At 70.0% G+C, this 22,754-nt stretch carries 18 protein-coding genes; 6 read left to right on the forward strand and 12 right to left on the reverse strand.

The window, feature by feature from the left end; all coding sequences use genetic code 11:
* Positions 1-53 precede the first annotated feature (53 nt).
* From OCT49_RS00770 to OCT49_RS00820, 11 genes are all read right to left on the reverse strand, one after another.
* Positions 54-1,355 (reverse strand): lanthionine synthetase C family protein, encoded by a 1,302-nt coding sequence (locus OCT49_RS00770; RefSeq protein WP_283849939.1) that lies wholly within the window; start codon positions 1,353-1,355, stop codon positions 54-56.
* A complete protein-coding gene (locus tag OCT49_RS00775) occupies positions 1,352-4,417 on the reverse strand; it encodes a lantibiotic dehydratase (protein ID WP_349632773.1) in 3,066 nt (1,021 codons plus the stop codon). The genes OCT49_RS00770 and OCT49_RS00775 overlap by 4 nt, the downstream gene beginning before the upstream one ends.
* A 96-nt stretch (positions 4,418-4,513) precedes the next feature.
* On the reverse strand, positions 4,514-4,684 hold the full coding sequence (locus OCT49_RS00780) for a hypothetical protein (RefSeq protein WP_177328114.1): 171 nt from the start codon (positions 4,682-4,684) through the stop codon (positions 4,514-4,516).
* Between the two features lie 804 nt (positions 4,685-5,488).
* Positions 5,489-6,424, reverse strand: coding sequence for a hydroxyacid dehydrogenase (locus OCT49_RS00785; RefSeq protein WP_283849941.1), 936 nt, complete (start codon positions 6,422-6,424; stop codon positions 5,489-5,491).
* Between the two features lie 75 nt (positions 6,425-6,499).
* Positions 6,500-7,567 carry a dihydrodipicolinate synthase family protein gene (locus tag OCT49_RS00790; protein ID WP_283855629.1) on the reverse strand — a complete coding sequence of 356 codons (1,068 nt, stop codon included), beginning with the start codon at positions 7,565-7,567 and terminating at the stop codon, positions 6,500-6,502.
* Positions 7,568-7,590: 23 nt separating this feature from the next.
* Positions 7,591-8,619: an NAD-dependent epimerase/dehydratase family protein gene (locus OCT49_RS00795; RefSeq protein WP_283849942.1), complete on the reverse strand. Its 1,029-nt coding sequence runs from the start codon at positions 8,617-8,619 to the stop codon at positions 7,591-7,593.
* 6 nt (positions 8,620-8,625) lie between these two features.
* On the reverse strand, positions 8,626-9,606 hold the full coding sequence (locus OCT49_RS00800) for a carbohydrate ABC transporter permease (RefSeq protein ID WP_283849943.1): 981 nt from the start codon (positions 9,604-9,606) through the stop codon (positions 8,626-8,628).
* Positions 9,607-9,608: 2 nt separating this feature from the next.
* Entirely contained in the window at positions 9,609-10,514 is a 906-nt protein-coding gene (locus OCT49_RS00805) for a carbohydrate ABC transporter permease (protein ID WP_283849944.1), read from the reverse strand.
* Between the two features lie 94 nt (positions 10,515-10,608).
* On the reverse strand, positions 10,609-11,862 hold the full coding sequence (locus tag OCT49_RS00810) for an extracellular solute-binding protein (protein WP_283849945.1): 1,254 nt from the start codon (positions 11,860-11,862) through the stop codon (positions 10,609-10,611).
* 52 nt (positions 11,863-11,914) lie between these two features.
* The gene (locus tag OCT49_RS00815; RefSeq protein WP_283849946.1) at positions 11,915-13,171 is read right to left on the reverse strand and encodes a Gfo/Idh/MocA family protein; all 1,257 of its coding nucleotides are present in this window, start codon (positions 13,169-13,171) and stop codon (positions 11,915-11,917) included.
* Between the two features lie 258 nt (positions 13,172-13,429).
* Positions 13,430-14,593: an ROK family transcriptional regulator gene (locus tag OCT49_RS00820; RefSeq protein ID WP_283849947.1), complete on the reverse strand. Its 1,164-nt coding sequence runs from the start codon at positions 14,591-14,593 to the stop codon at positions 13,430-13,432.
* A 155-nt stretch (positions 14,594-14,748) separates the two neighbouring features.
* On the opposite strand from OCT49_RS00820, the gene OCT49_RS00825 reads away from it, so the two are divergent.
* From OCT49_RS00825 to OCT49_RS00840, 4 genes are all read left to right on the forward strand, one after another.
* Positions 14,749-17,331, forward strand: a complete 2,583-nt coding sequence (locus OCT49_RS00825) for an NHL repeat-containing protein (protein ID WP_283849948.1) — start codon at positions 14,749-14,751, stop codon at positions 17,329-17,331.
* 47 nt (positions 17,332-17,378) lie between these two features.
* On the forward strand, positions 17,379-17,753 hold the full coding sequence (locus tag OCT49_RS00830; protein WP_283849949.1) for an SDR family oxidoreductase: 375 nt from the start codon (positions 17,379-17,381) through the stop codon (positions 17,751-17,753).
* Positions 17,754-17,757: 4 nt separating this feature from the next.
* Positions 17,758-18,699 (forward strand): GNAT family N-acetyltransferase, encoded by a 942-nt coding sequence (locus OCT49_RS00835; RefSeq protein ID WP_283849950.1) that lies wholly within the window; start codon positions 17,758-17,760, stop codon positions 18,697-18,699.
* Positions 18,700-18,836: 137 nt separating this feature from the next.
* Positions 18,837-19,343: a SigE family RNA polymerase sigma factor gene (locus OCT49_RS00840; RefSeq protein WP_283849951.1), complete on the forward strand. Its 507-nt coding sequence runs from the start codon at positions 18,837-18,839 to the stop codon at positions 19,341-19,343.
* Between the two features lie 16 nt (positions 19,344-19,359).
* Here OCT49_RS00840 and OCT49_RS00845 read toward each other — a convergent pair whose 3' ends face one another.
* Positions 19,360-19,854: a hypothetical protein gene (locus OCT49_RS00845; RefSeq protein WP_283849952.1), complete on the reverse strand. Its 495-nt coding sequence runs from the start codon at positions 19,852-19,854 to the stop codon at positions 19,360-19,362.
* Between the two features lie 169 nt (positions 19,855-20,023).
* Between OCT49_RS00845 and OCT49_RS00850 the strand changes: the two genes are divergently transcribed.
* Both OCT49_RS00850 and OCT49_RS00855 read left to right on the forward strand, forming a co-directional pair.
* Positions 20,024-21,154, forward strand: coding sequence for a bifunctional glycosyltransferase family 2/GtrA family protein (locus OCT49_RS00850; RefSeq protein ID WP_283849953.1), 1,131 nt, complete (start codon positions 20,024-20,026; stop codon positions 21,152-21,154).
* Positions 21,151-22,431, forward strand: a complete 1,281-nt coding sequence (locus tag OCT49_RS00855; protein ID WP_283849954.1) for a glycosyltransferase family 39 protein — start codon at positions 21,151-21,153, stop codon at positions 22,429-22,431. Before OCT49_RS00850 ends, OCT49_RS00855 begins: the two co-directional genes overlap by 4 nt.
* Positions 22,432-22,754 lie beyond the last annotated feature (323 nt).

Consider the following 22,754-nt stretch of genomic DNA (forward strand, 5'->3'; position numbering starts at 1 on the left):
GACCACCGCATGTCTGTTTTCCCCACCTGTTCCGATCGTCCGCCGGGCTGCTGTCAGGCCAGCAGGAGCGCCGCGTCCCACGGCGCCGCCTCGGTGCTTCCCGAGGCGTAGGCGTCCAGTGCCAGGACGACGCCGGTGGCGCCGTCGAGGAAACCCGGGAGCGCGAGTGTCGTCCGGCCGTCTTCGTCCGGGTATCCGAACCCGAAGGGTTCTTGTTCGTCGTAGAGCCGGAGAACCACATCGGCGATCTCTCCGCGAACGCGGTTCACCTCCTCCGCATGGGGCCCCGTCGCGAAGAACTTGAGGCAGTTGAGCGCACCGGCCCAGCCGTGGCAGAGCCCGGCGCTCCGCACCGGCCATTGGTCCAGCGGTACGCGGACCATGGATTCCACGGCCGAATGGGCCAGCAGGCGCAGTTCCTCCTGACCGGTCGCGTCCGCCGCAAGGCGCAGCGCCGAGGCGATGCCGAGACTGCCGTAACACCACGCCGTTCTTCCGCTCTCCTCGTCGGTGTCACCGGAAAGCCACGCGTCCCACGAGATGAAGTCGGGCCAGGAGACACCGTGCTCCCCCGTCCGGGCCCGATCCCGGTAGATGGCGGCCAGCATCTCCATCGTTTTCAGCTGGCCGGGTACGGACACTCCTTGTTTGTGGGCGAGGGCCAGAAGTGCCAGCGGGCCGGCGATGCCGTGCGACATGCCGAGGTTCAGGTTGCCGGCGCGTGGCGAGGCGACGAGCCCGCCGCGCGGTCTCGTCAACGTCCAGTAGCCGGGGATGTGGTGGCCGTCGACGGAATGATTCGTTCCGAGAGCGACCAGTGCCTTCAGGACCGCCATGAGGGTGTCCCGCATCGGGGCGCCCCTCAGCAGGGCGTACCGGCCCACGCCCGCCAGACCGCTGATGGTGTCGAAGCGGGCCCGGTCACCGATGGGGTCGCGTTCGACGGAGGTGGACATCGCTGCCACGATGCCGCTCAGGGAAGCGTCGAGCTGCTGCAGGGCGCGTCCGTACCCGCTGCTGCTCCCACGGCACAGAAGGAGCGACAGCGCCAGGCCGCTGATCCCGGAGTGAAGGCCGGGGTCACTGGCCGGACCGCGCTGCAGCAACTGGACGGCCGCGGTGAAATGCCGGTGTGAGACGCGGTCCATCCGCAGGCCGGGAGGTGCGCAGTCGCCGAAGAGGAGGGCCACGCCGGGCAGCCCGCTGCCCAGGCTCCGGGTCTGTGCCTCCAGTTGCGCCGGGGTCGCGCCGTCGCCCAGCGCGTCGGTGAACGTCCTCACGACGGAGGCGGGTTCGACGAGCCTGGCCGAGACGTCCTGGCAGACCCGGTGTACGTGGTTGATTCTGTCGGTCATCGGTGTCGCAGCCTTCGCGCCGCGTGGCCGAGCAGGATGAGGCTCCGTTCCTCGTTCTCCGGGTTCACACCAACGAGACGGTTGTGCTGCATGTGGAGAAGGCTGGAGATGGCGTAGTTCTGCTGTTTCTCGGAGAACCGGGACGGATCCCGCGCGATGCTCTCGCCGTAGCCGCGCGCAGCAGCGTTGTCTCCCCAGGCCCGTACCAGGTCGAGGGCCGGAAGGCGTTCGGTGACGCTTCGTGCGACATCCTTGGCCGTCACGATCCGGCACACCTCGTCGATCTGGTCACGCCCGACGGCCCCGTCCCTGGACTTCATGAACCGTTCCGCCGCCCATGTGGTCCAGTCCACCCCGAGGGCTTCCAGCAGGGACGCGTAGTCGGCCACCAGGACGGTGTTGGCGGTGACGCCGAGGGTCTGGCCACGGTTCAACAGACGGATCTGGTTGACGGCTACCTGACTGTCGACGCAGAAGATCCTCTCGGCGAGCGACAGCGCCTCGGGGCCGCCGTAGCGCTCGGTCTCCGGCTCGTAGGACTCGGCACTGGCGCGGCGGAGGAGCCCCTTGCGGATGAGGGCCCGCAGGTTCTCGTGCAGCCGCTCGTGCATCCGGTCCGTCGTCCTCGCATCGGCGCTGTGCAGACGCAGGCGGACATGCGGTTCCGGATCGTTGAAGCGGATGAAGAACCACTGGTCGGCCAGATCGGCCAGCTCCCTTATCACGTGCGGCAGATGGTGTGCGATCAACTCGTCATGGGTGTCGAGGTCGGCGTAGAGCCGTACGTACGCCCAGTCGCCGCCGAGACCGTGGTGCACGGGCTCGATCACTGCCGGCGGGTGCGGCGGCCGGGGACTGTCCGGTTCGGCCCTCCCGCGCAGCGGGACCACGATCTCGTTGGACCGGCCCTGGAGCCAGCCGAAGTCCTCCTCGGCCCTGCCCGGTGCCTCCATCAGGGTGATCCCGCCCTTGAGCAGGTCGCGGCGGAGGATCTCGCGGTGGAAGGCGTCGTCGAGGTCCAGCCCGTAGACGCGGTCCTGGTCCACGACGCCGACCCGTCGGTCGACGCGTGACGCATCGCGCCACCGCGAGACCGCCTCGTGCCAGGCCGAAGGGTCCCCCGCGGCCTGGCGCAGGGCAGGGGTGGCACGCCAGGTCCTGGGGAAGGCGACGACCTTGCCGATACGGACGCGCGGCAGCATGGGCAGCGCGTCGTACCCCTTCCAGTTCCATTCGCGCCAGGCCTTCCGGCCGCTCGTGTACCGCAGTTCGCTGAGGAACCTCGCCAGGTTCGGCGCGCCCCCCTGCAGTGCGAGCATGTGCGGGACGAAGGGGTGCACCTCCGTGTCCTCACGCGGCCAGTGAAGGCGGAGCCTCGTTCCGTCGGAGTGGACGACGAGTTCTCGCCAGTCGATGGGACGGCTGCCGTCCTCCCGGCCGGCGAAGGTGCCGATGGGGAGGGTGAAGGGGACGAGGCGCGGCGTGCGCATCACGTTGCGGGCGCGCGCCGAGGTCGGCTCGAAGAAGACCTGCGCGTGAACACCGGAGGAGTGGCCGGAGGCGTAGAGCGCGGCGAGCCGGTCCACGCTGCCGGTCAGTTCCGCGAACCGCCCCATGGTGGCACCCATGACACGCGCGCCGACCAGTGGTGACGAGACCAGCTCGAAGTCACCGGCGTTCAGGGCGTCGGTGTCCCGGGCCCTGAGCTGGAAGCAGAGGTCCATGTCGTACGGGGGTGCCTGTGTGCTGTCCGCGAGCAGTTCCACATCGGACTCGTCCAGGACGACCTCTCCGTCCGGGTGCGTCAGTCCGCTGTGCAGCAGCACAGCCACGTGCTCTTCGCGCCGCGCCTGGCGGAGCTCGTCCTTCGTGCCCGTGACGTCGGGGAAGACCCGGGAGTTGACGAGGGGGTGGCGGTAGCCGGTGGGGAAGCCCAGGCCGCGGTGCGAGTCGACGAGCTGCTCGAGCCGGACCGCCCCGTACTTGCCGTAGCGGTCCATGAACGCGTAGAAGTACGACACCATGTGCGGGTGCGAGGGCTCGTCGGGAGTGATGCGCCACATCGAGGACGCGTACGAATTGACCTCCGCGAGCACGCCGGGCGGGACAGCGGCCCGGATCCCCAGGTCCAAGTCCACCTGGATGGCGCCCTTCGCCGTCTCGGCGAGACCACTGGCCGTACGGGAGGCTGCCCTGAGCTCCTCGATCCCTTCCGTCGATTCCGGGCGCTCCTCGTAACGGCGCAGGCGGGTGCGGAGCTCCCGCATCGTGTCGGCCTCCGGACAGGTGCCGTCGTGCGGCAGCTCGTCGAGGAGGTCGGGGCGCAGCGAGGTGAGCAGGACGCCGTTCTGCACGAGCCCGAGGAGGTAGCGGTCGATCTGTTCGGCCGGGGTGTCGGGCATGGTGCCGGCCAGCCGGTCGGCCAGCTCCGCGTACCGGATCGGCCTCGCCGCCGTCTCACGGACGGTGGCCAGGAGCCGGGTCATGCGGATGCTCGCCTGGCCGCTGCCCTTCTCCCCCGTGCCGTCCGGGGCTTGCGTGCTGGGCAGCACGAGCCTGTCCCCGCGGACGTGGCTGAGGTTGGTGACGACGACGGTCAGCGAGTGGCGCACGCTCGGGTACGTCAGCAGGGTCCGCGCCACCTCGGAGAACCATGCCTCGTCGAACCGTGCTCTCACACGGCGCTCCGTGTGCTCCACGCGCGCGGTGCCCGCCGTCTCCAGAACGGAGACTCCGGCGTGCAGGCCGAAAGGTGTCGGCCGGCCGGCTATGCGCAGGGCGTACTTGGTGAGCGAGACGGCCATCTTCATCAGGCGCTTCCGCGGCAGTTCCGCGCCCTCGAGCAGCCGTTCCAGCGTCTTGTCGAGAGACGGGCTCGACACCGTCACGGCGTCGCGGAGGCGTCGGTCCGATGCCAGAAGCCGGATCTGGGCCAGGAGATCCATGTCGCAGAATTCGTACGTTTCGCTCGCCGGAGGCGAGGGAATTTCAGCCGGGCTTTGAGAGGTGGCCACCGCACGAAGCATCAGCGGTTCCTGTGACGTGAAGTAACCCGTCTTCATCCCCTGCCTCCATAAGAACGAGCCGCCAGGCCCATGAAAAGAAGGCTGAGCCCCTTTTCACAGGCCTGGCATTTCCGAATATCCCTCACGGGATGATTACGCGCAGCAGGTGCGCCAACCGTTGGAGGTGCTGGACCCGTTGCCCATGCTGTCGACCGCACAGCTGTACATCTGGTCGGCCACGTCGCCACTCGACATGAAGTGGACGTCGAGGTCGAGGTCGCTCAGTTCCTCGTCAGCCGCTGCGATGAGAAGATCCGTGCTCATGATGCAACTCCCGTTCATAGTCAGGGCGTGCATGGAAAGTAACGGATATTTCCCGCGCCCAATGACTCGTGCTCCTGCGAGGAAGAAATATCTGCTACAGGCTTCCATGCCGAACGCCAGAACTTTCCGTTCAGGAACCTAAGTGCCGATGATCACTCGTGTCAACAGCCCTTTAAAAGGAAGTAAAGATTCCCCAATCTATGCCCCATATGTGACTATTGATCATGGGAGTCGCATTGCGCCACCCTGTCATCAAAATTCACTTGACACTCAACCTCCCCCTGTGAAAAGCGCCGCCACCACTCCCCCTCCCTGGGGCCTTCACCCGTGGGAAAGATTCCGCCACTTCAGTCCTGGCCCTGACGATCCGGGCATCGAAACGCTGCGACAGTACGAGGCAGGGTCGTTTTCCGGCCAAAGAATGCCCTCATCCGCACTGAGAACGTAAGGGTCCTGGCGACCGGGAAGGTTCCTGGACGGCTCAGGGCTGTCCCGGTACAGCTGGTCACGAGTGGGGCGATCGTCGGGGTGGCCGGTGTGATCACGGCGTCCGACCCGTCCTGGACAGCATCGTGGCGATTGTCCTCATCCCGCGGCGTCCCAGGGAGCGGGAATCACCAGGCCCCGGTGGCGGTGGCGAGTTGGCCTTGTCCCGCCACGCCTCCACCCACCCCGAAGCAGAAACCCGCCACGCGTCTTCTACGACCTCCAGGAGTACCTCGACCCCGAAGGCAACAGGGATGCCTTCGGGGTCGAGGAACAACTGGTCGGCCTCTGGGCCCGGTTGTGGTTGCGATCAAGTGATCAAAGGACGCGAGCCAGTGCCTCCGGCCCCACGAAGTGCAAGGGTGGATCACCACGCAGGAACCGCAGCACCTCCTCGACGGCGCTTGCGCCGAGCTGCTGCCGGCATTCGGTGGTGCCCGCCGCCTGGTGCGGGGTGAGCAGTGCGTTCGGCAGGGAGCGGAACGGGTGGTCCGTTGGCAGTGGTTCGGTGTCGAAGACGTCGATCGCCGCGTCCAGCCGGCCCGTGGCCAGCTCGGTGAGCAGTGCGTCCTCGTCGACGAGCCAGGAACGGGCGGTGTTGACCAGACCGGCGCCGTCGGGCATCAGCGCCAGTTCGCGCGCGCCCAGCATGCGCCGGGTCTCGGCGGTGGCCGGGGCGTGCACGGCGACGATCCGGCTGCCACGCAGCAGTTCGTCGAGCGGTACGCGCTCCACGCCGAGCTCCCGCGCGTCCGCCTCGGAGAGGTACGGGTCGCTCACGCCCACCCGTGCCCCCAGTGCCCTCGCCAGGGCGATGTACGCGCGCCCGGTGCGGGAGGCGCCGATGACCCCGATGGGGCTGCCGTGGATCTCGTGGCGTGGCGGGGCCTGGCCGGCTTCGTTCCAGTCGGCTCCGTTGTGCAGGGCGTGGTCGAAGCGGTGGATGCGGTGGAGCAGGGTGAGGGTGAAGGCGAGGGCGACTTCGGCGACCGGGCGGGCCATCGCGTCGCCGGCCTGGGTGACGAGGATGCCGCGCCGGAAGACTTCCTCGGTGACGTACGGGGCGACCGCCGAGCCGGTGTGGGCGACCAGTTCCAGCCGGTCGGCGGCGTCGAGGAGTTCCTCGCTGAGGCGGGGTGTTCCCCAGGAGGTGATCAGGGCTCGGGCGCCGGGCAGCGCCGCCGTCACCGCCGCCCGGTCGGTGTGGTGGTCGAGGACGGTCAGCTCCGCGGCCCGTTCCAGCTCCTGCCACACCTGGGGGGTGAAGAACTGCTCGCGCAGGTGCGGGGGACGGCGACGACGGCCCGCGGCAGGCGGGCCGTCCCCGGGTCAGGAGAGCCAGGCATCGAGGTGCTCCGTGACGAAGGCGTCGTCGGTGAGCCAGGGGTAGGCCGTGGCGACCCGGGTGATCTCCTCGGCCTGTCCGGGAGACAGGACCTCCTTCGGATCGAGGCAGCGGGTGTTCGCCAGCAGGCCCTGGCGGCGCAGTACTTCGTGGACGCCGGCGATGCAGCCGCGGAATGCGCCGCGTACGTCGAAGACGGCGCTGTTGGCGTCGGTGAGTTCGGGGCGGCGGGCCAGGCAGCGCACCATGGCGTCGTGGTTTCCGGTGCGTGCGTGGCGGATGTCGTCGAGGAGGGTGACGGCGGAGCTGGTCCATACGGCCCACTGGCCGAGGAGGCCGCCGGCGAACCAGCGGGGTCCGTCGGGTGTGGTGCCGTAGGGGGTGAGGAGGTCGCCGATGATGTCGTCGTCGTTGCCGGTGTACAGGGCCACCTGGTCGGCGCGGTCGGCGGCGGTCACGGCGCGGATGACGTCGGCGGTGCGGTAGCGGTCGAAGGGGGCGATCTTGACGGCGGCGGTGTTGGGGAGGTCGGTGAACGAGGACCAGAAGTGCGGCGAGAGGTAGCGGCCGCCGACGGCTTCCTGGAGGTAGAAGCCGATCACCGGCAGCACTTCGCCGACGGCGCGGGCCCGGTCCAGCAGGCCCTTCTCGTCCGCGCCGGGCACGGCGGGGCTCAGCAGCACGGCGTCGTAGCCGAGTTCGGCTGCGGTCTCGGCCTCGGCGACGGCCTGGGCGGTGTAGCCGCAGGCCCCGGCGATCTTGATGAAGGGGCGGCCGGCCTCGGTGTCGATGGTCTCGGCCGCCAGTTCCAGGACCGGCCGGAAGAGGCCGACTTCCGGTTCGCGGATCTCGAACTGGGTGGTGTGCACGGCGACGGCGACGCCGCCCGCGCCCGAGGCGAGGTAGTAGCGGGTCAGTGCGCGCTGGCGGCGCTCGTCGAAGGAGCCGTCGTCGTGCAGGGCGAGCGGGTGCGCGGGGATCACCGCACCGCGGGCGAGCACGTCCAGGGCACCGGAAGAGACGGAAGGGGCGCCGGAGGGGGTTCCGGACAGGAGGGAGGGAGTGGACACGGGGATCAGAACCTTCCGTCGCGGACCTGGAACTTGGTGGGCTTGCCGGACAGCGGCAGCCCGCGGCGCAGCCAGTCGGCCTGCCATTCGACGAGGGTGCGCAGGGAGACGTCCGGGTAGCCGAACAGGGCGTGGCAGCGGCTGGCGTCGGAGAGCAGCGCGGTGGGCGCTTCCTCGCCGGCGACGACCGGCTCCTTGCCGAATTCCTCGCCGAACCAGTGGGCGAGGCGGCGCACCGGGGCGGTTTCGGGGCCGGTGAGGTTGAGGGTGAAGGCCTCGCCGTCGGTGGCGTGCAGCAGGGTGCGCAGGGCGACTTCGTTGGCGTATCCCTGCCAGACCACGTTGGCGTGACCGGTCGTCACGTCGACGCTCTGGCCGGTGTGGACGCGGTGGGCGATGTCGGCGAGGACGCCGTAGCGCAGGTCGACGGCGTAGTTGAGGCGGATGTTGGCGACCCTGGTGCCGCGGGTGAGGGCCGCGTGGTCGAAGATGCGTTCGCGGCCCAGGCAGGACATGGCGTACTCGCCGACCGGGCCGACGGGGTCGCTCTCGGTGCAGCCGCCGGAGGAGACCGGCACCAGCGGGTACACGTTGCCGGTGGAGAACGCGGCGATCCGCGCCGTGGGCCAGCGGCGCGCCACCCGGTCGGGCAGGGCGGCGTTCACCGCCCAGGCGTGTGAAGGGGCCCCGGCGGAGCCGAATTTGGCGCCGACCATGAAGACGACGTTCCCGGCGTCCGGCAGCTCGGCCAGGTCGGCGGCCGGGTCCATGAGGTCGAAGGCGACGGTGGAGATGCCGGCGGCCTCCAGTTCGTCGGCGGCGGACTTGTCGGACCAGCGGGAGACCGCGTACACGGTCACATCGGGGCGGCCGGCGGCGTCCAGCGCCCGGCGGGCCAGCCGGCACAGGCTGGGGCCCATCTTGCCGCCGGCGCCGAGGATGAGCAGGTCGCCCTCCAGGCGGCCGAGGTCGGCGGTCAGGGCGGGGGTGGGGGTGGCGAGCCGCTCTTCGAGCGCGGCCTCATCGGTGAACATGTGTGTTTATCCCTTGATTCCGGACGCGGTGACGCCCTCGGTGAAGTAGCGCTGGCCCACCAGGTAGGCGGCGAAGATGGGCACGAACGCGATGACGGAGCCGGAGAGCACCACGTTGAGGGGCACGTTCTGCTGCTGGAGCGAGGCGATGCCGACGGTGAGGGTGCGCATGTCGGTGGACTGGCCGATGACCAGCGGCCACAGGAAGTCGTTCCAGTGCCACAGGAAGACGAAGACGCCCAGGGTGGCCAGGATCGGCTTCAGCAGGGGCAGCACGATGCGGTGGAAGACCTGCCATTCGCTGCAGCCGTCGAGGCGGGCCGCCTCGAACAGTTCGTCGGGCAGGCCCTGGATGAACTGCCGCATCAGGAAGACCGCCTGGGCGTTGGCCAGGGTCGGCACGATCAGGCCCCAGTAGGTGTCCACGCCGCCCAGCTTCGCGATCATCGCGAACGTCGGGATCATCGTGACGTGGTACGGGACCATCACCATCGACAGGAACGACCAGAACATCGCCTCCCGGCCCGGGAAGCGCTTCTTGGCGAAGGCGTACCCGGCCAGCGAGGCCAGCAGCAGCACCCCGACCACCGAGACGACCGAGTAGACCAGCGTGTTGACCAGCCAGCGCGGCACGTCCTGGGCGTTCATGACGGTGTCGTAGGCCTCGCCGGCCAGCGGCCACGGCAGCAGACTGCCGGGGAACTCGACCGCCGCGGACGGCTTCAGCGACAGCACGACCATCGCGTAGAACGGGAAAACCGTCACGAGCGCCGCCACACCCAGCAGCACGGCGCGCCCGATCCGGCCGGCCCGGGTGGGACGCATCCCGTACGGGACGGTGTCCCGCTCGGAGAGCTTGCGCAGCCTGCGTTCGGCCCGCCGCTCGGCCCGGTCAAAAGCGGGGGTCTTCGCCGCGGGCGGGGTTGTGGTGCCGGGCGGGGGCGGGGTCTCGGCCCGGCCGGAAACGGGGGTGGGGGTGGGGGTCATGGTCACTGGTCCTTCCCGATCACGAGCCGCTGGATCACCGCGACCACCACGGTCAGCGCGAAGAGCGCGACGCCGATGGCGGAGGCGTAACCCAGGTCGAAGTACTTGAAGCCCGCGTCGTAGAGCTGGAAGACGAGCGTGTAGCTGGCGTTGGCGGGGCCGCCGCCGGTCATCGTGTAGACGGCGTCGAAGACCTGGAAGGAGGCCGTCGTCTCGATCACGGCGAGGAAGAACAGGGCGGGCTTGAGCTGCGGCAGCACGATGTGCCGGAACCGCTGCCAGGCACCGGCGCCGTCGGTCAGCGCCGCCTCCTCCAGCTCCCGCGGGATGTCCTGCATCCGGGCCAGCAGGATCAGCATCCCGTACCCGAAGCGCGACCAGACCCCGACCAGCGCGAGCGCGGGCAGCACCAGCACGTCGTCGGACAGCCAGGAACCCTCCGGCAGCCCGAACCAGCCCATCACGGTCGACCACGGCCCACCGGTGGAGAAGATCCAGACGAACACGGTGGCGGCCAGCACCAGCGAGGTGACCACCGGCAGGAAGAACACCGACCGGAAGAACCTCGCCCCCCGGAACGCGCGGCGGGTGATCAGCGCCAGCGACACCGAGGCGATCAGCGTGCCCGGCACCGCGAGCACGGTGTAGAGCACCGTGACCCTCAGCGCCTGCCAGAACAGCGGGTCGTCCCACAGACGGGTGAAGTTGTCCAGCCCGACGAAACTCCCCCCGCCCGTGAGGGAGTAGTCGGTGAAGCTCATCAGCACCCCGGCGATACCCGGACCGAACCGGAACGCCAGGAACAGCAGAAAACACGGCAGGACGAAGAGCAGGCCGATCCGGGCCTCGCGGCGCGCCTGCGGCCCGCTGCGACGGCCCCGGCGGGTGGGTTCCGCGACCACTGCCACGGCGATCTCCTTGCGATACGGGGGGAAGGGGTGGGGAGCGGTGCTCCCCCGTCCGCCGGACGTGTGGTTCGGCGGACGGGCGGGGGCGCCGATGTCAGCGGCCGAGCAGCGGACCGGCCGCCTTGGCGGCATCGTCGAGGGCCTGCTGGGGAGACTTCTTGCCGAGCATCGCGGCCTGGATCTCCGGGGCGAGTACGCCCATCACCTCGCGGGACTTCTCTTCCAGCGGCCCGGCATCCATGGCCGGGAGTGTGTCGGCGACGGCGGTGAGGATCTCGTCGTCGGGGTAGAGGTTCCCGGCGGAGGTACGGGCCGGGAAGTTGCCGGACTGCTTCTGCAGTCCGGCGGCGTTCTTGGCCTCGGCGACGAACGAGATCCACTCTCCAGCCGCCTTGACGTCGGCGCCCTTGAGCATGGACAGCGCGCCCACGGTGCCGTAGCCGACCGACTTGACGTCCTTCAGCGGCGGCTGGACGACGATGTTCTCCTTGCCCCAGAACGGCTCCACGTCCGCCGGGGTGTTCTGCCAGGTGCAGGCCACCTTCCCCTTGGCGGTCGGGGTCTGCTCCAGCTTCGGCGTGGTGGTGACCAGGTCCTTGTCGGTGTAGCCGCCGTCGACGAGCTTCTTCAGGTACGTCAGCGCCTTCACACCGGCCGCGTCGTTGAAGGTGACCTGCTTGCCGTCCTCGGAGAAGACGTCCCCGCCGGCCTGCCACAGCAGCGGGTAGAAGGTCATGTTCAGCGTCTGCTGGGTGTCACCGCCGTAACTGGTGGCGTAGTAGCCCTTCTTCTTCAGCTTCGGCGCCAGCGCCTCCAGCTCCGCCCAGCTCGTCGGGTAGCCCTTCTCCCCGATCGCCTCGAACACCCGCTTGTCACAGATCAGCGGGTTGGCGCTGGTCAGGACGGGAGTGCCGAGCACCTTGCCGTCGACGGTCACGGAGTCGAGGGCAAACTTGGTGTAGTCCGGCTTGGCGTCGGCCGGCATGTACTGGTCCGCGGGGACGATGCTCCGCTCGTACTTCGGCAGCTGGTCGGGGATCAGGTAGACGACGTCCGGGCCCTTGCCGGAGGCGATCGCGGTGGCCAGCGCGGTGTCGCGGTTGGCCCACGGGAAGGTCTCCACCTTCACCTTGGTGCCGGCGTGCTTCTTCTCGAACTCCTTGATCAGGCCGTCCCAATAGGCCTTGTTCTTGGCCTCGTCGAAGATGACCGGGTAGGTCCACATGGTGATGGTGTCGTCGTCGGTCCCGGATCCGCAGCCGGCGAGGACGGTGGTGGCGAGAGCAGCCGAGAGCAGCGGCACGGTGAGGGCACGGGGTCTCGGTCGGCGACGGGCGACAGGGAACATGAGCGGGAACCTCCTGGGATGAGCGGGGAAGGGTGTGGTTCGGGGACGTGAATCAGCGCGTCGGCACGCTCTGTACGGTGCCGGTGTGCCGGGCACGTTCGGCGGCGAACGCCGCCAGATGGCTGCCGAGCGAGGTGGCGGGGCCGGAGCGGACCGCCCCGGCGTCACCGGTGGCGACGGCGTGGACGAAGGCATCGACCAGCGCCGTGTCTCCGCCGCCGTGTCCCTCGGCGGCGTTGGAACCGCTCGCCTCGACCTCGTGGACGGTGACCTCGTCGGTGCGGAAGTCGTGGACGGTGACGCGCTTGCCGTCGCCGATCAGCCAGCCGTGCGAGCCGAAGATCCGGGTCTGGCGGTCGGTCTGTTCGGTGAAGGCGACCATGGTGAACGTCGCTGTCATGCCGCCGGAGAGCTGCATGGCGAGGACCTGGTGGTCGACCACGTCGTTGTCGACGCGGTAGGCGCACAGGCCGTACGGGCCTTCGCGCAGCGCGGTCAGCAGCTCGGTCTCGTCCGTGGAGTCCGTGACGTGGGTGACCGGCCAGATGGAGCCGTGCTCGCGCAGCCTCGGCACGTACAGCTTGAGTGCGGAGTAGGGGCAGCCGTCCTCGACGGCGCAGTCCAGGCAGCGCTCCGCGGACCCGGCCGGGGCGTTCTCGGGCCGGAAGTGCTTGAGTCCGCCGAAGCTGGCGACCTGCTCGATGCGCTCCCCGGTGATGTAGGAGATCCAGTCCAGGTCGTGGCAGGACTTGGCGAGCAGCATCGGGGAGGAGTCCTTCTCGCTGCGCCACGGCCCGCGCACGTAGCTGTGCGCGTAGTGCCACCAGCCGACCGGCTCCAGGTGCTCGACGCTGACGAGTTCGCCCAGTACCCCCGAGCCGACAACCTCCTTCACCAGGTCGGTGTAGGGGGTGTAGCGCAGGACGTGGCAGACGGCGAAGAGTACGCCTGCCTTCTCCACGCCTTCGATGAGGGTGCGTGTTTCGGCCTCGCTGGGTGCCAGGGGCTTCTCGGCGAGGATCGCGTACCCGGCCCGCGCCAGTGCCAGGACGGGCTCGACGTGATTGCGGTCCTGGGTGGCGACGATGACGGCGTCGGCGATGCGGTTCTCGACCAGCGGGCGCCAGTCGTCGAACTCGAGCTCCGCCCCGGCCGCGGCGCGGGCCGCCGGGCGGGGATCGGCCACGGCCACGAGGCGGGCGCGTTCGGGGTGGGCTTTGATCCACGCGGCATAGGTGAGGCCGCGGTTGCCGGCGCCGACGAGAGCCACACGGACGGGCCGGTCGGATATCGGAAGGTGCATGGACATTCCCAAGAGCTCCCTGGAGGTGAAGGAGAGGCATGCGACGGACGAGGCGTGCGGTGGGCCGGGAGGCGGCTCCCGCGGCGATGCCTGGCAGCGGGGCCGTCAACGGTTACCGGGTGCGGAGGGCTGACAGGGGCCGGCTGCCGGTGCATACGGCGGGTACCGGGGCCGTCTGAAAGCCGGAAGGCGGATCGCGCAGGGGTCTTTGCGATGCGGGACACGGGCTGCCCGGGGTGATGACGGGAGGCCCGGAACGGCTGTTCACGGGGTGGCCGTCGTGGGCCGCCGGTTGTGCGCGAGGTACGTCGTCTCGACGTGCTCGATGGCTCGCCAGATCGCGCCGAGCGCGACCCGGTCGTCGCCGAGCGAGGACGGCTGGAGATCGGGGACCCGGATGCACAGCGGCTCCAGACGGTTACGGAGGCGAGGGAGCAGGATGTCGGCGGACTGGGCCAGTCCCCCGCCCAGCACGACCCGTTGCGGGTCGATGGTCAGCACCATGGCTGCGAGGCCGAGGGCCACGTCGCTGGCGTAGCGGTCGACGGCGCGCACGGCGACGGTGTCGCCCCGGCGGGCGGCGGCCAGCACATGGGCGGCGGCGTTCCGCGGGGGTACGTCGGAGGGGACGGCGGGAGAGCACGCCAGGCGGGTGGCGGCGGTCGCCCAGGGGGTGACGGGGAAGCTACCGATCTCGCCCGCCGCGCCGCCGTATCCCCGGTGCACCCGGCCGCCGATGATCAGCGCCGCGCTGAGGCCGAGACCGGCGTGGATGTAGACGGCGTCCTCGATGTCCCGCGCCGCACCGAGGCGTTGCTCGGCGAGTGCGGCCAGCCGGGTGTCGTTGTCCACCAGGACCGCCCCGGCACAGTGTTCGCCCAGGTGCTCGGCGAGTCGTACGCCGGTCCAGTCGGCAGCGGCTCCCGCGAGTACGACGTCTCCCTCCGGGCCGACGACGCCGGTGGTGCCGGCGCTGATCGTCCAGATCTGGTGGGCGCCGATGCCCGCCTCGTCGAGGCACTCGGTCATCACGGCGCCGATGGCGGCAAGCCGGTCGGCGCGCCGGATGTCCGACGGCACCGTTCGGCGGGCCGTGGTGACGACCGTGCCGCAGAGGTCGGCGAGCACGGCGAGGACACTGTGGGCGCCGATGTCCAGCCCGAAGACGTAACCGGAATCGGCCCGGAACCGGTAACGGCGGGCCGGTCGCCCCACCGTGCCGGGGGCGGGCGGGACTTCGGCCGCCCACCCCTGGTCGGTCAGCTCGGTGGCGAGGTCCTCCGCCGAGGCGCGGGAGAGACCGGTGAGCGTGGCCAGCTCGGTCAGTGTCACCGGCGCGCCCGCACTTCTCAGCGCCTGCAGCGCGCCGAACGCGTTGAGCCGACGCAGTTGCGCCAGGTCACCACCGGCGGGTCGGGATGTGTCCATGTACTCCTCTTGACGTCGTTTCGACCGTAGGGATTAATCAGAGAGTCCACGAAAATATTGCAGCGGTCAAGCGCCAGACGAGCGCTGATGCCACTCAAGCCTGCGAACAAAACGCCCAGTTATTTGGAAGACTCTCATAATCTGGAGGCACTACGGTGGCCCGAAAACGCCCTGGACCGCTCCTCATCCTGCTGTTGGCCCTGGCCGTTCTGGTCGCGGTTCCTGCGCCCTTGGCCGCGGCCCGGGGAGGTGGCGGCCCCGGTAGATCGGCACTGGACCGGACATGGTTCGGCCCCGAGGCCGACCTCGGCGTCCAGCAGGAAACGGTCTCCATCAACGACGCCGTGGTGGGCACGGAGGACGGCCGGCCCACGATGTACGCGACGGTCTCGGCCGAGAACGCGATCTTCAACGTCATCGACGTCCGGGACAACCGGCTGCTGCGCTCGTTCACTCTGCCCGGCGTGCAGCAGTCCTGGCGGCATGCGATCGGCCCCGACGGCACCGTCTACATCGCCGCCATCACCGGCGGCCAGACGGCAGAGCTGTGGAGCTACAGCCCGGCCGGCAAGGAAGTGCGCAAGCTCGGCACCGTTCCGGGCGAGAAGTCGCCGTGGTCGATGACCACGGACCCCGAGGGCAACGTCTGGATCGGCACCTTCCCCAACGGCAAGGTGTTCAGATACGACCCGCAGAGCAAGGACTTCCACGACTACGGGCAGTTGGTGCCCGGCCAGCAGTACGTGCGCTCCCTCGCTTACCACGACGGATCCGTCTACGCGGGTGTGGGCTCCGTCGGTGCCGTCATCCGGCTCGACACCGCCACCGGTACGAAGACGAAGATCTCCGACCAGGTGCCGGCGCTCCTCGGAGTGCAGCCCCAGGAGGTGCCCTTCGCCTACGACATGGCGGTCGTCGACGGCTGGCTGTTCGTCAAGTTCGCCGACCCGCAGATGAAGCTGCTCTTCTACGACCTCGGCGCCGGCAAGTGGAGCGACAAGTCCGTGGGCAGGAACACGCCTTCGGACGCGGGGGTCTTCTCCTTCAACCAGCTTCAGTCGCGGGACGGAAAGGTGTACGTCACCAACAACCGCGAGCTGTACGAGATCGACACGGCGACGCTGGAGTCCCGCTCGACCGGAATCTCCTTCGGCACCTCGCTGCGCGGTGCCGCCTGGATACCGCTCAATGATCCGGACCTCCCCGGGACCTCGCTCGTCACCCTGCAGTCGGGCGGCAGCATCACCGCTTTCGACATCGCGTCACGGCGGAGCAAGGCGCTGCCCTCAGTGGTGCAGGGCGCGCCGAACCCGCTGCACAACCTGGAGGCCGCGCCGGACGGCACACTGTTCATGAGCGGCTACCCCGGCGGTACCGGGTCCCGCTTCGACCCGCGCACCGGCCGCACCACCCGCTTCCCGATGGGCCAGGCCGAGGGCATGGCGGGTCTGGGCGACACGATGTACTTCGGCATCTACCCCGGAGGCATCATCTCCTCGGCGAAGCTGGACGCGGCGGCCCCGGCCGTCTCCGAGAAGTTCCGTCTCGGTTCCGGACAGGACCGGCCGTACGTGATGAAGGCCCACGACGGCAAGCTGCTCATCGGCTCCATCCCCGATTACGGGAAGCTCGGGGGCGCGCTGACCATCTACGACCCCGGCAAGGGGGAGAAGAAGACCTACCCCGACATCGTCCACAACCAGAGCGTCGTCGGGCTCGCCCAGCGCGGCGGACGGATCTACGGCTCCACCACCGTCCACGGCGGTCTGGGGACCGAGGCCACCGAGTCCGAGGCCAAGGTGTTCGTCTGGGATGTCGCCGGCGAACGCAAGGTCAAGGAGTTCACTCCCGGCCTTCCCGGCCTCGACGACCCGAAGATGATCAGCGGTCTCGGCTTCGGTCGCGACGGCCTGCTGTGGGGCGCGGCCGACGGATTCCTGTTCGCGATGGACCCGGACACCCTCCGAGTCGTCAAGTACAAGAACATCTACCCCGCGGTGAAGAACTACGGCATGTGGCGGCCGGTCTACCTCCGCTGGGGCGCCGACGGCCTGCTGTACAGCACCCTGGCCGGCAAGCTCACCGTGGTCGACCCCCGGACCATGGACCATGTGACACTCGGCGACTACGACGAGGAAGTCGCCTTCATGACCCTGGCGCGGGACGCCGACGGCCACGAGAACATCTACTTCCTGGGCAAGGCGGCGGAGTCCCGGCTGCGGATGATCCCGGTGCGCCGCGGCCCGGCCGGCGCGGTGGCCGTCGGCAACGCCGGCTTCGAGGTGGCGCCGTCTGCCAACGGCACCGTCCCGGGGTGGCAGGGTGGTGGCAGCCTGTTCGCCCTCTCCCAAGAGCGGGCGTACACCGGCAGACGCAGCATGAAGATCGTCGATGCGGCCCGGAGCGGCCCCGAGGCGTCGGCGGAGCTGACCGGTGAGCCGGTGCCGGCTGCCGCGGGCGCGTACTACCGGGTCCGTGCCAAGGTGTACATCGAGGACGGAAGCACCGACGATTCGGTGCTGCTGCTGAGCTTCTTCGACAGGGCCGGCCAGCCGGTCGGCCGGATGGCGAGCGCACCGCTCCGCGGCGTGGACCAGCGGCGCTGGATCGACACGCAGGCAAGTGGTACGGCTCCGCCCGGTACGGCGTCGGTCCGCGTCTCGTTGTATTCGTCCGCGTGGAACCTCATGACCGGGTACGTCGACGCGGTGAGCCTCCAACGGACCAGGCGCGGGTGACGCACCCGCGCGGACACCGGGCCACGGCGACCGTACGCCGTGGCCCGGTGTCGTCGAAGCGGTGCTCAGCCCTCGCCGTCGGACCCGCACCGCCCGGCATCACCGCCGACACCCTCTCACCCGGCACGGTCCGGACGCCGGTCGACGGCGCGTTCCCCTTCGACCGCGATGCGGTCAGGACCGCCTACCGGGAACGCATTCCGCTCGGCCGCTACTCGGTGCCCGACGAGAACATGGGCGCGCTGCTGCTGTTCGCCCCGGACGCCGGGGCGTACCTCAACGGGGCCCGGATCGTCGTGGACGGCGGCGTGCTCGCCGGACAGACGCACCGGATGCGCTTCCATCCGCCCCACCGCGTACGCGGCTCACGACAACCAGCTCTGCCGCCCTCGGGTGGCCGGGTCAGCACAGAAGGAACTTGACGCCATGACACACACCTTGCGCACCCTCGACCCGGCCGACGAGGCAGCCGTGCACGCGCTATGGGCGCTCTGCTTCGACGCCCCGCACCTCCCGGCGCTGCACGCCCTGGACCCCGACCGCCACCGGCGGACCTTCGTGGCCGTGCGCGGCGACACGGTCGATGCCGTCGTCTGCTACGTGCCGCGGCAGCTCCGCGACGCCCACGGCCGGGTCGAACGGGTGGGCGGTATCGGCAATGTCGCCACCCGCCCCGAGGCACGGGGCCAGGGCCTGGTGCGCCGGCTGCTCGCCCTTGCCGCCGAGGCCATGACCGCCGAGTCCTGCGCCTGGTCCCTGCTGTTCACGGACACTCCCGGGGTCTACGAGCGCTCGGGCTGGACCGGCTTCCGCACCTCCTGGACCGAGGGCCCGCTCACCGTGGCCGGCCCGCCCGGCCCCCGCTTCCGCATCCGTGCGGCCACCCCGGCCGACGCCCCGCGGCTGGCAGAACTGCACGCCGGATTCAACGCCGCACGCCCCCTCACCGCGGTGCGGACGGCCAACGACTGGATCCACCGCGTGCCCGCCTGGTACGGCCCCGGCGCCGAATGGCTGATCGCCGAGGACAACGAGGGGACGGCGGTCGGCTACACCGTGACCCGGCACATCGGCGAGGCCGTCGAGGTCCGCGAGTGCGCGGTGGCGGAAGCCGCACCGGCGGCCCTCGGCGAGTTGCTCGCCGAGGTGGCCCGCCGGGCCCGTGCGGCGGGCGCCGCAGTCGGCCGGGCCCACCTCCCCGAGGACCCGGCCGTCCGTGCCGCCCTGCCCCGGTTCCTCGCCCCGGATCAGGTCCGGGAGCGTACGCAGACGGTGGGTATGGCCCGCCCGCTCCTTGCCCCGCCGGAGGCGATACGCGCCACGCTGCAGGCCACGGGAGCAACCCACTGGCATGGCGACTCGTTCTGAGCCAACGGTTCCAGGATCCGATGTGCTTGCCGTCGATACGCCCTGTGATCCAGATCACGGTCCGCAGGTGCATCGTGGGCCGCCTCCCGATGCCTTCTACAGGGTGTAGGCGACCGGCGAGAACAGGGACAGTGCGGATGGAGCAGAGTCGAGCCCGTGCGTTCGACGAGTTCGTGGCTGCCCGGTGGTCGGTGCTGATCCACCTGGCCCGTCTGCTCGTCGGAGGCGATCGGCACCGGGCCGAGGACTTGTTGCAGGAGTCCTTGGTCAAGCTCTGGTTCGTCTGGCCCAAGGTCGCGGACGAGGCACCGGAGCCGTACGTCCGCAAGGTGATGACACGTGCGGCGGCACGCTCGGGACAGCGGCGTTGGTGGGGCGAACGCCCCGTCGAGCAGCTGCCCGAGACGGCTGTGGTCGGCGACGTGTCGGCGGACGTGGCGGAGCGTTCCCGGCTGGAGGCCGCGCTGGCCCAGTTGTCGCCGAAGCAGAGGGTGGCGGTGGTGCTGCGCTATTACCAGGACCTGCCCGAGGGGCAGGTGGCGGAAGTGCTCGGGTGCCCGGTGGGCACGGCTCGGTCCCATGCCGCACGCGGAGTGGCCCGGCTGAGGCAGCTCCTGGGCCATGTGAACGAGCCGGTGCGGTGAAGGAGAACCCCATGGATCACTTCGAACGGCAGCTGGCGCAGATGATGCGCGACACCGGGACGGCGCCCGCACCGTTCGAGCCGAGGCATCGGGAACGTCTCCGGGCAAGGGTGCGTGCCCGCCAACGGAGACGCGCCGCGCGGAGGGCGGTCGGCTCCGTCCTGGCCGTCGTCGGCCTCAGTATCGGGCTGTCCCTGCTGCCCGGCCATGCGACCCGGGTCGAGCCCAGCCACCCCGGCCCCCGGCCCACGACGAGCCCGTCGGCCTCCGCCCCGCCCGCAACACCCGACGTGTCCCCGAGTGCGCCCTCCCCCTCGGGCACCTCCACCGTCCCCGCACCCCCGGACGGGACCGCCACGATCGCGCCGTCGGCCACGACCGGGAGTACGGCCACGGCCACCGAGACTGCGCCGGGAAGCACGGAGAGCGCGTCGCCCCCCTCGTCCTCGATCCCGCCTTCGGGCACGGCGACCGCGCGGAACCAGCCGTTGACCGCCTCGTCCTCGCTCATCACCCCATAACGCCGTAACGCCGTAGCCCCGAGTGTCTTCGGCCTGCCCCGCACCAAGTCACAAAGAGGACCAAACGTGAGAGATCAAGGTTCAGTTGCCCTGAAAAACCTGAGCCCGCTGCCGCACCGGGCATCAGTGGCACCCCACCATCCGGAGCCCGTCCTGGACATGGTCATACCCGTGTTCAATGAGGAGAAGGATCTGGAACCGAGCGTACGGCGGCTCCACGCGCACCTGCGCGAGACCTTCCCCTACCCGTTCCGTATCACCATCGCCGACAACGCCAGTACGGACAGCACCCCGCGGATCGCCGCCCGGCTGGCCGACGAACTGCCCGAAGCGCAGTGGCTTCGGCTGGCCGAGAAGGGGCGCGGCCGGGCGCTGCGCACAGCCTGGTCCCTCTCGTCGGCCCCCGTACTCGCGTACATGGATGTGGACCTGTCCACGGAGCTGACGGCGTTGCTGCCGCTCGTGGCCCCGCTGCTCTCCGGCCACTCCGACATCGCCATCGGCACCCGGCTGGCTCCCGGTTCCCGGGTGGTGCGCGGCCCCAAGCGGGAGATCACCTCGCGTTGCTACAACGCCCTCCTGCGCTCCGTCCTCGCCGTGCGCTTCTCGGACGCGCAGTGCGGATTCAAGGCGGTGCGGCGCGAGGTGGCCGAGCAACTGCTGCCGCTCGTACAGGACTCGGAGTGGTTCTTCGACACCGAACTGCTGGTGATCGCCGAGCGTGCCGGGCTACGCATCCATGAGGTGCCGGTCGACTGGGTGGACGATCCCGACACCCGGGTCGACATCCTCGCCACGGCCCTGGCCGACCTGCGCGGCATCGCCAGGATCGGCGGGGCACTGGCGCGGGGCACGCTGCCGCCCGGCAGATCGCTCCGCGACGACGGCGCCGCCGCGCGGGGCGGGCTCGCCGCCCAACTCCTGTGCTTCGCCGCCGTAGGAGCCGTCAGCACCCTCGCGTATCTGTTCCTCTACGCATGGCTGCGCCCCATGGCCGGCTCCCAGGCCGCCAATGCACTCGCGCTGCTGATCTGCACCGTCGCCAACACAGCCGCGAACAGACGGCTCACCTTCGGCCTCCGTGGCCGCGGCGGTGTGCTGCGCCATCAGAGCAGGGGGCTGTTCGTTCTCCTGGTCGGTCTGGCGTTCACCGGCGGATCGCTCGCCGCCTTGCACCACGCGGTGCCTTCGGCCGGGCAGGCCGCCGAGCTCGCCGTGCTCCTCGCCGCCAACCTGGCCGCGATGCTGCTGCGGTTCCTGCTCTTCCGGACGTGGGTGTTCCGCGCATGATCAAGACCGTCGTTCGTACGACCGGGGCCGGCACCCCGAGCTGGAACGCGAGGCTGTCCGAGCAGCCCGCCGGGACGGGCCCCGACCCCCGGAGCCGGCTGCGTCACACAGCCGAACGTTACGGCCCCGTACTGGCCCTCTACGGCACGCTCAAGCTCATCGGCTTCGCCGTCTTCATGTGGCTGCTGCACTCCGCCGGGGACTACCGCGCGAAGCACCCGCGCTTCGGCGGCGGGGCCCACCCGTGGGACGTCCTGGCCAGCTGGGACGGCTGGTGGTACCAGCAGATCGCCGTGCACGGGTACGACCCCCGGCTGGTCCCGGTCCCCGGCGCCACCGGCCCGATCACCCTCGAAGAGAACTCCGCGGCGTTCTTCCCGCTCTACCCGGGGCTGATGCGGCTGGTCTCCGAACTCACCGGCCTCGGCCCGTACGGCGCCGGCCTGCTGGTCTCCGTCGTGGCCTCCTTGATCGCCGCCCTGGGCATCTACGCCGTCGCCGAACGCTTCGGCGGCAGACGGGCCGGGCTGGCCGCGGCCGGACTCTGGGCCGTCTGGCCCGGTTCCGGCGTGGAGTGGGCGGTCTACTCCGATTCCCTCTACGTGGCCCTGGCCGTCTGGGCCTGCCATGCCGTCCTGGGCCGCCGCTGGCTCACCGCCGGTCTCCTCACCTGCGTGGCCGGGCTCAACCGGCCCACCGCCGTGGCGCTGATCGGCGCCGTCGTCGTCGCGGCCCTGCTCGCGCTCCACCGCCGCCGGGACGGCATCCTGCGTCCGGTGGCCGCGATGGCCGTCGCCCCGCTCGGGCTCCTCGCCTATCTCGGCTGGGTGGGGCATCGAATGGGGGACTACAGCGGCTACTTCAGGCTTCAGTCCGACGCCTGGGCCCACGAGTGGGACTACGGCCGGCACACCCTCGACGTCCTCACGTCCCTCCCGGTGGGCCACTCCGACTACCTTTCCGCCTGGCCCTTCGCGGACCTGATCGGCGTCGGTGTCGTCCTGCTCGCGATCGTGCTGCTCTCGCTGCTGATCCGGCTGCGTCCCCCGGCCGTCCTGGTGGTCTACACCGTCCTCACCCTTGTCCTCGTCCTCGGCAGCCAGCAGATATTCGCCAACGTCTCCCGCTATCTGCTCCCCCTCTTCCCGCTCTTCCTTCCGGTCGCCCTCGCCCTGCGCCGCCTCAGCCTCACCCACCAGCTCATGCTCCTCGGCATCGCGGCCGTGGCGTCCGGCTCGTACGCGGGCTACGGCCTTTTCGAACTCGGCGTTCCGTGACCGAGGGCCCCGGAAACGGATGCCCGATGACCACGGCCCTGTCCACCGCCGGGCGGTCAACGTCGGCTCGGGCACACCGTGATCCTCGATCACCCGGTCCGTCTTCTCCCGCGGGACGTACATCCTCGTACAGGCCGGTCTCATCGAGGTGCCCCGTGACCGGCGTACTCGGCAGGGATATCGATGCCGGGCCTCGGGAGCCGAAGGGCTTCGGTGTTGTGGAGGCTCTGGGCGGTGACAGCGCCGACGAACGCGGACACGGTATGTCCGGGAACACCCCACCGGTCGGTCCAAGAGGTCCGGTAGCGGCCAGCAAGGCTCTG

The sequence above is a fragment of the Streptomyces sp. ML-6 genome (assembly GCF_030116705.1).
In the GTDB taxonomy this organism is placed as follows: domain Bacteria; phylum Actinomycetota; class Actinomycetes; order Streptomycetales; family Streptomycetaceae; genus Streptomyces.

Excerpts from the sequence above, each read along its gene's own strand:
- OCT49_RS00770 (WP_283849939.1), bottom strand. The coding sequence starts at position 1,355 with ATGACCGACAGAATCAACCACGTACACCGGGTCTGCCAGGACGTCTCG.
- OCT49_RS00810 (WP_283849945.1), bottom strand. The coding sequence starts at position 11,862 with ATGTTCCCTGTCGCCCGTCGCCGACCGAGACCCCGTGCCCTCACCGTG.
- OCT49_RS00780 (WP_177328114.1), bottom strand. The coding sequence starts at position 4,684 with ATGAGCACGGATCTTCTCATCGCAGCGGCTGACGAGGAACTGAGCGAC.
- OCT49_RS00850 (WP_283849953.1), top strand. The coding sequence starts at position 20,024 with ATGGTCATACCCGTGTTCAATGAGGAGAAGGATCTGGAACCGAGCGTA.
- OCT49_RS00775 (WP_349632773.1), bottom strand. The coding sequence starts at position 4,417 with ATGAAGACGGGTTACTTCACGTCACAGGAACCGCTGATGCTTCGTGCG.
- OCT49_RS00795 (WP_283849942.1), bottom strand. The coding sequence starts at position 8,619 with ATGTTCACCGATGAGGCCGCGCTCGAAGAGCGGCTCGCCACCCCCACC.
- OCT49_RS00855 (WP_283849954.1), top strand. The coding sequence starts at position 21,151 with ATGATCAAGACCGTCGTTCGTACGACCGGGGCCGGCACCCCGAGCTGG.
- OCT49_RS00820 (WP_283849947.1), bottom strand. The coding sequence starts at position 14,593 with ATGGACACATCCCGACCCGCCGGTGGTGACCTGGCGCAACTGCGTCGG.
- OCT49_RS00815 (WP_283849946.1), bottom strand. The coding sequence starts at position 13,171 with ATGTCCATGCACCTTCCGATATCCGACCGGCCCGTCCGTGTGGCTCTC.
- OCT49_RS00835 (WP_283849950.1), top strand. The coding sequence starts at position 17,758 with ATGACACACACCTTGCGCACCCTCGACCCGGCCGACGAGGCAGCCGTG.
- OCT49_RS00800 (WP_283849943.1), bottom strand. The coding sequence starts at position 9,606 with ATGACCCCCACCCCCACCCCCGTTTCCGGCCGGGCCGAGACCCCGCCC.
- OCT49_RS00845 (WP_283849952.1), bottom strand. The coding sequence starts at position 19,854 with ATGAGCGAGGACGAGGCGGTCAACGGCTGGTTCCGCGCGGTCGCCGTG.
- OCT49_RS00840 (WP_283849951.1), top strand. The coding sequence starts at position 18,837 with ATGGAGCAGAGTCGAGCCCGTGCGTTCGACGAGTTCGTGGCTGCCCGG.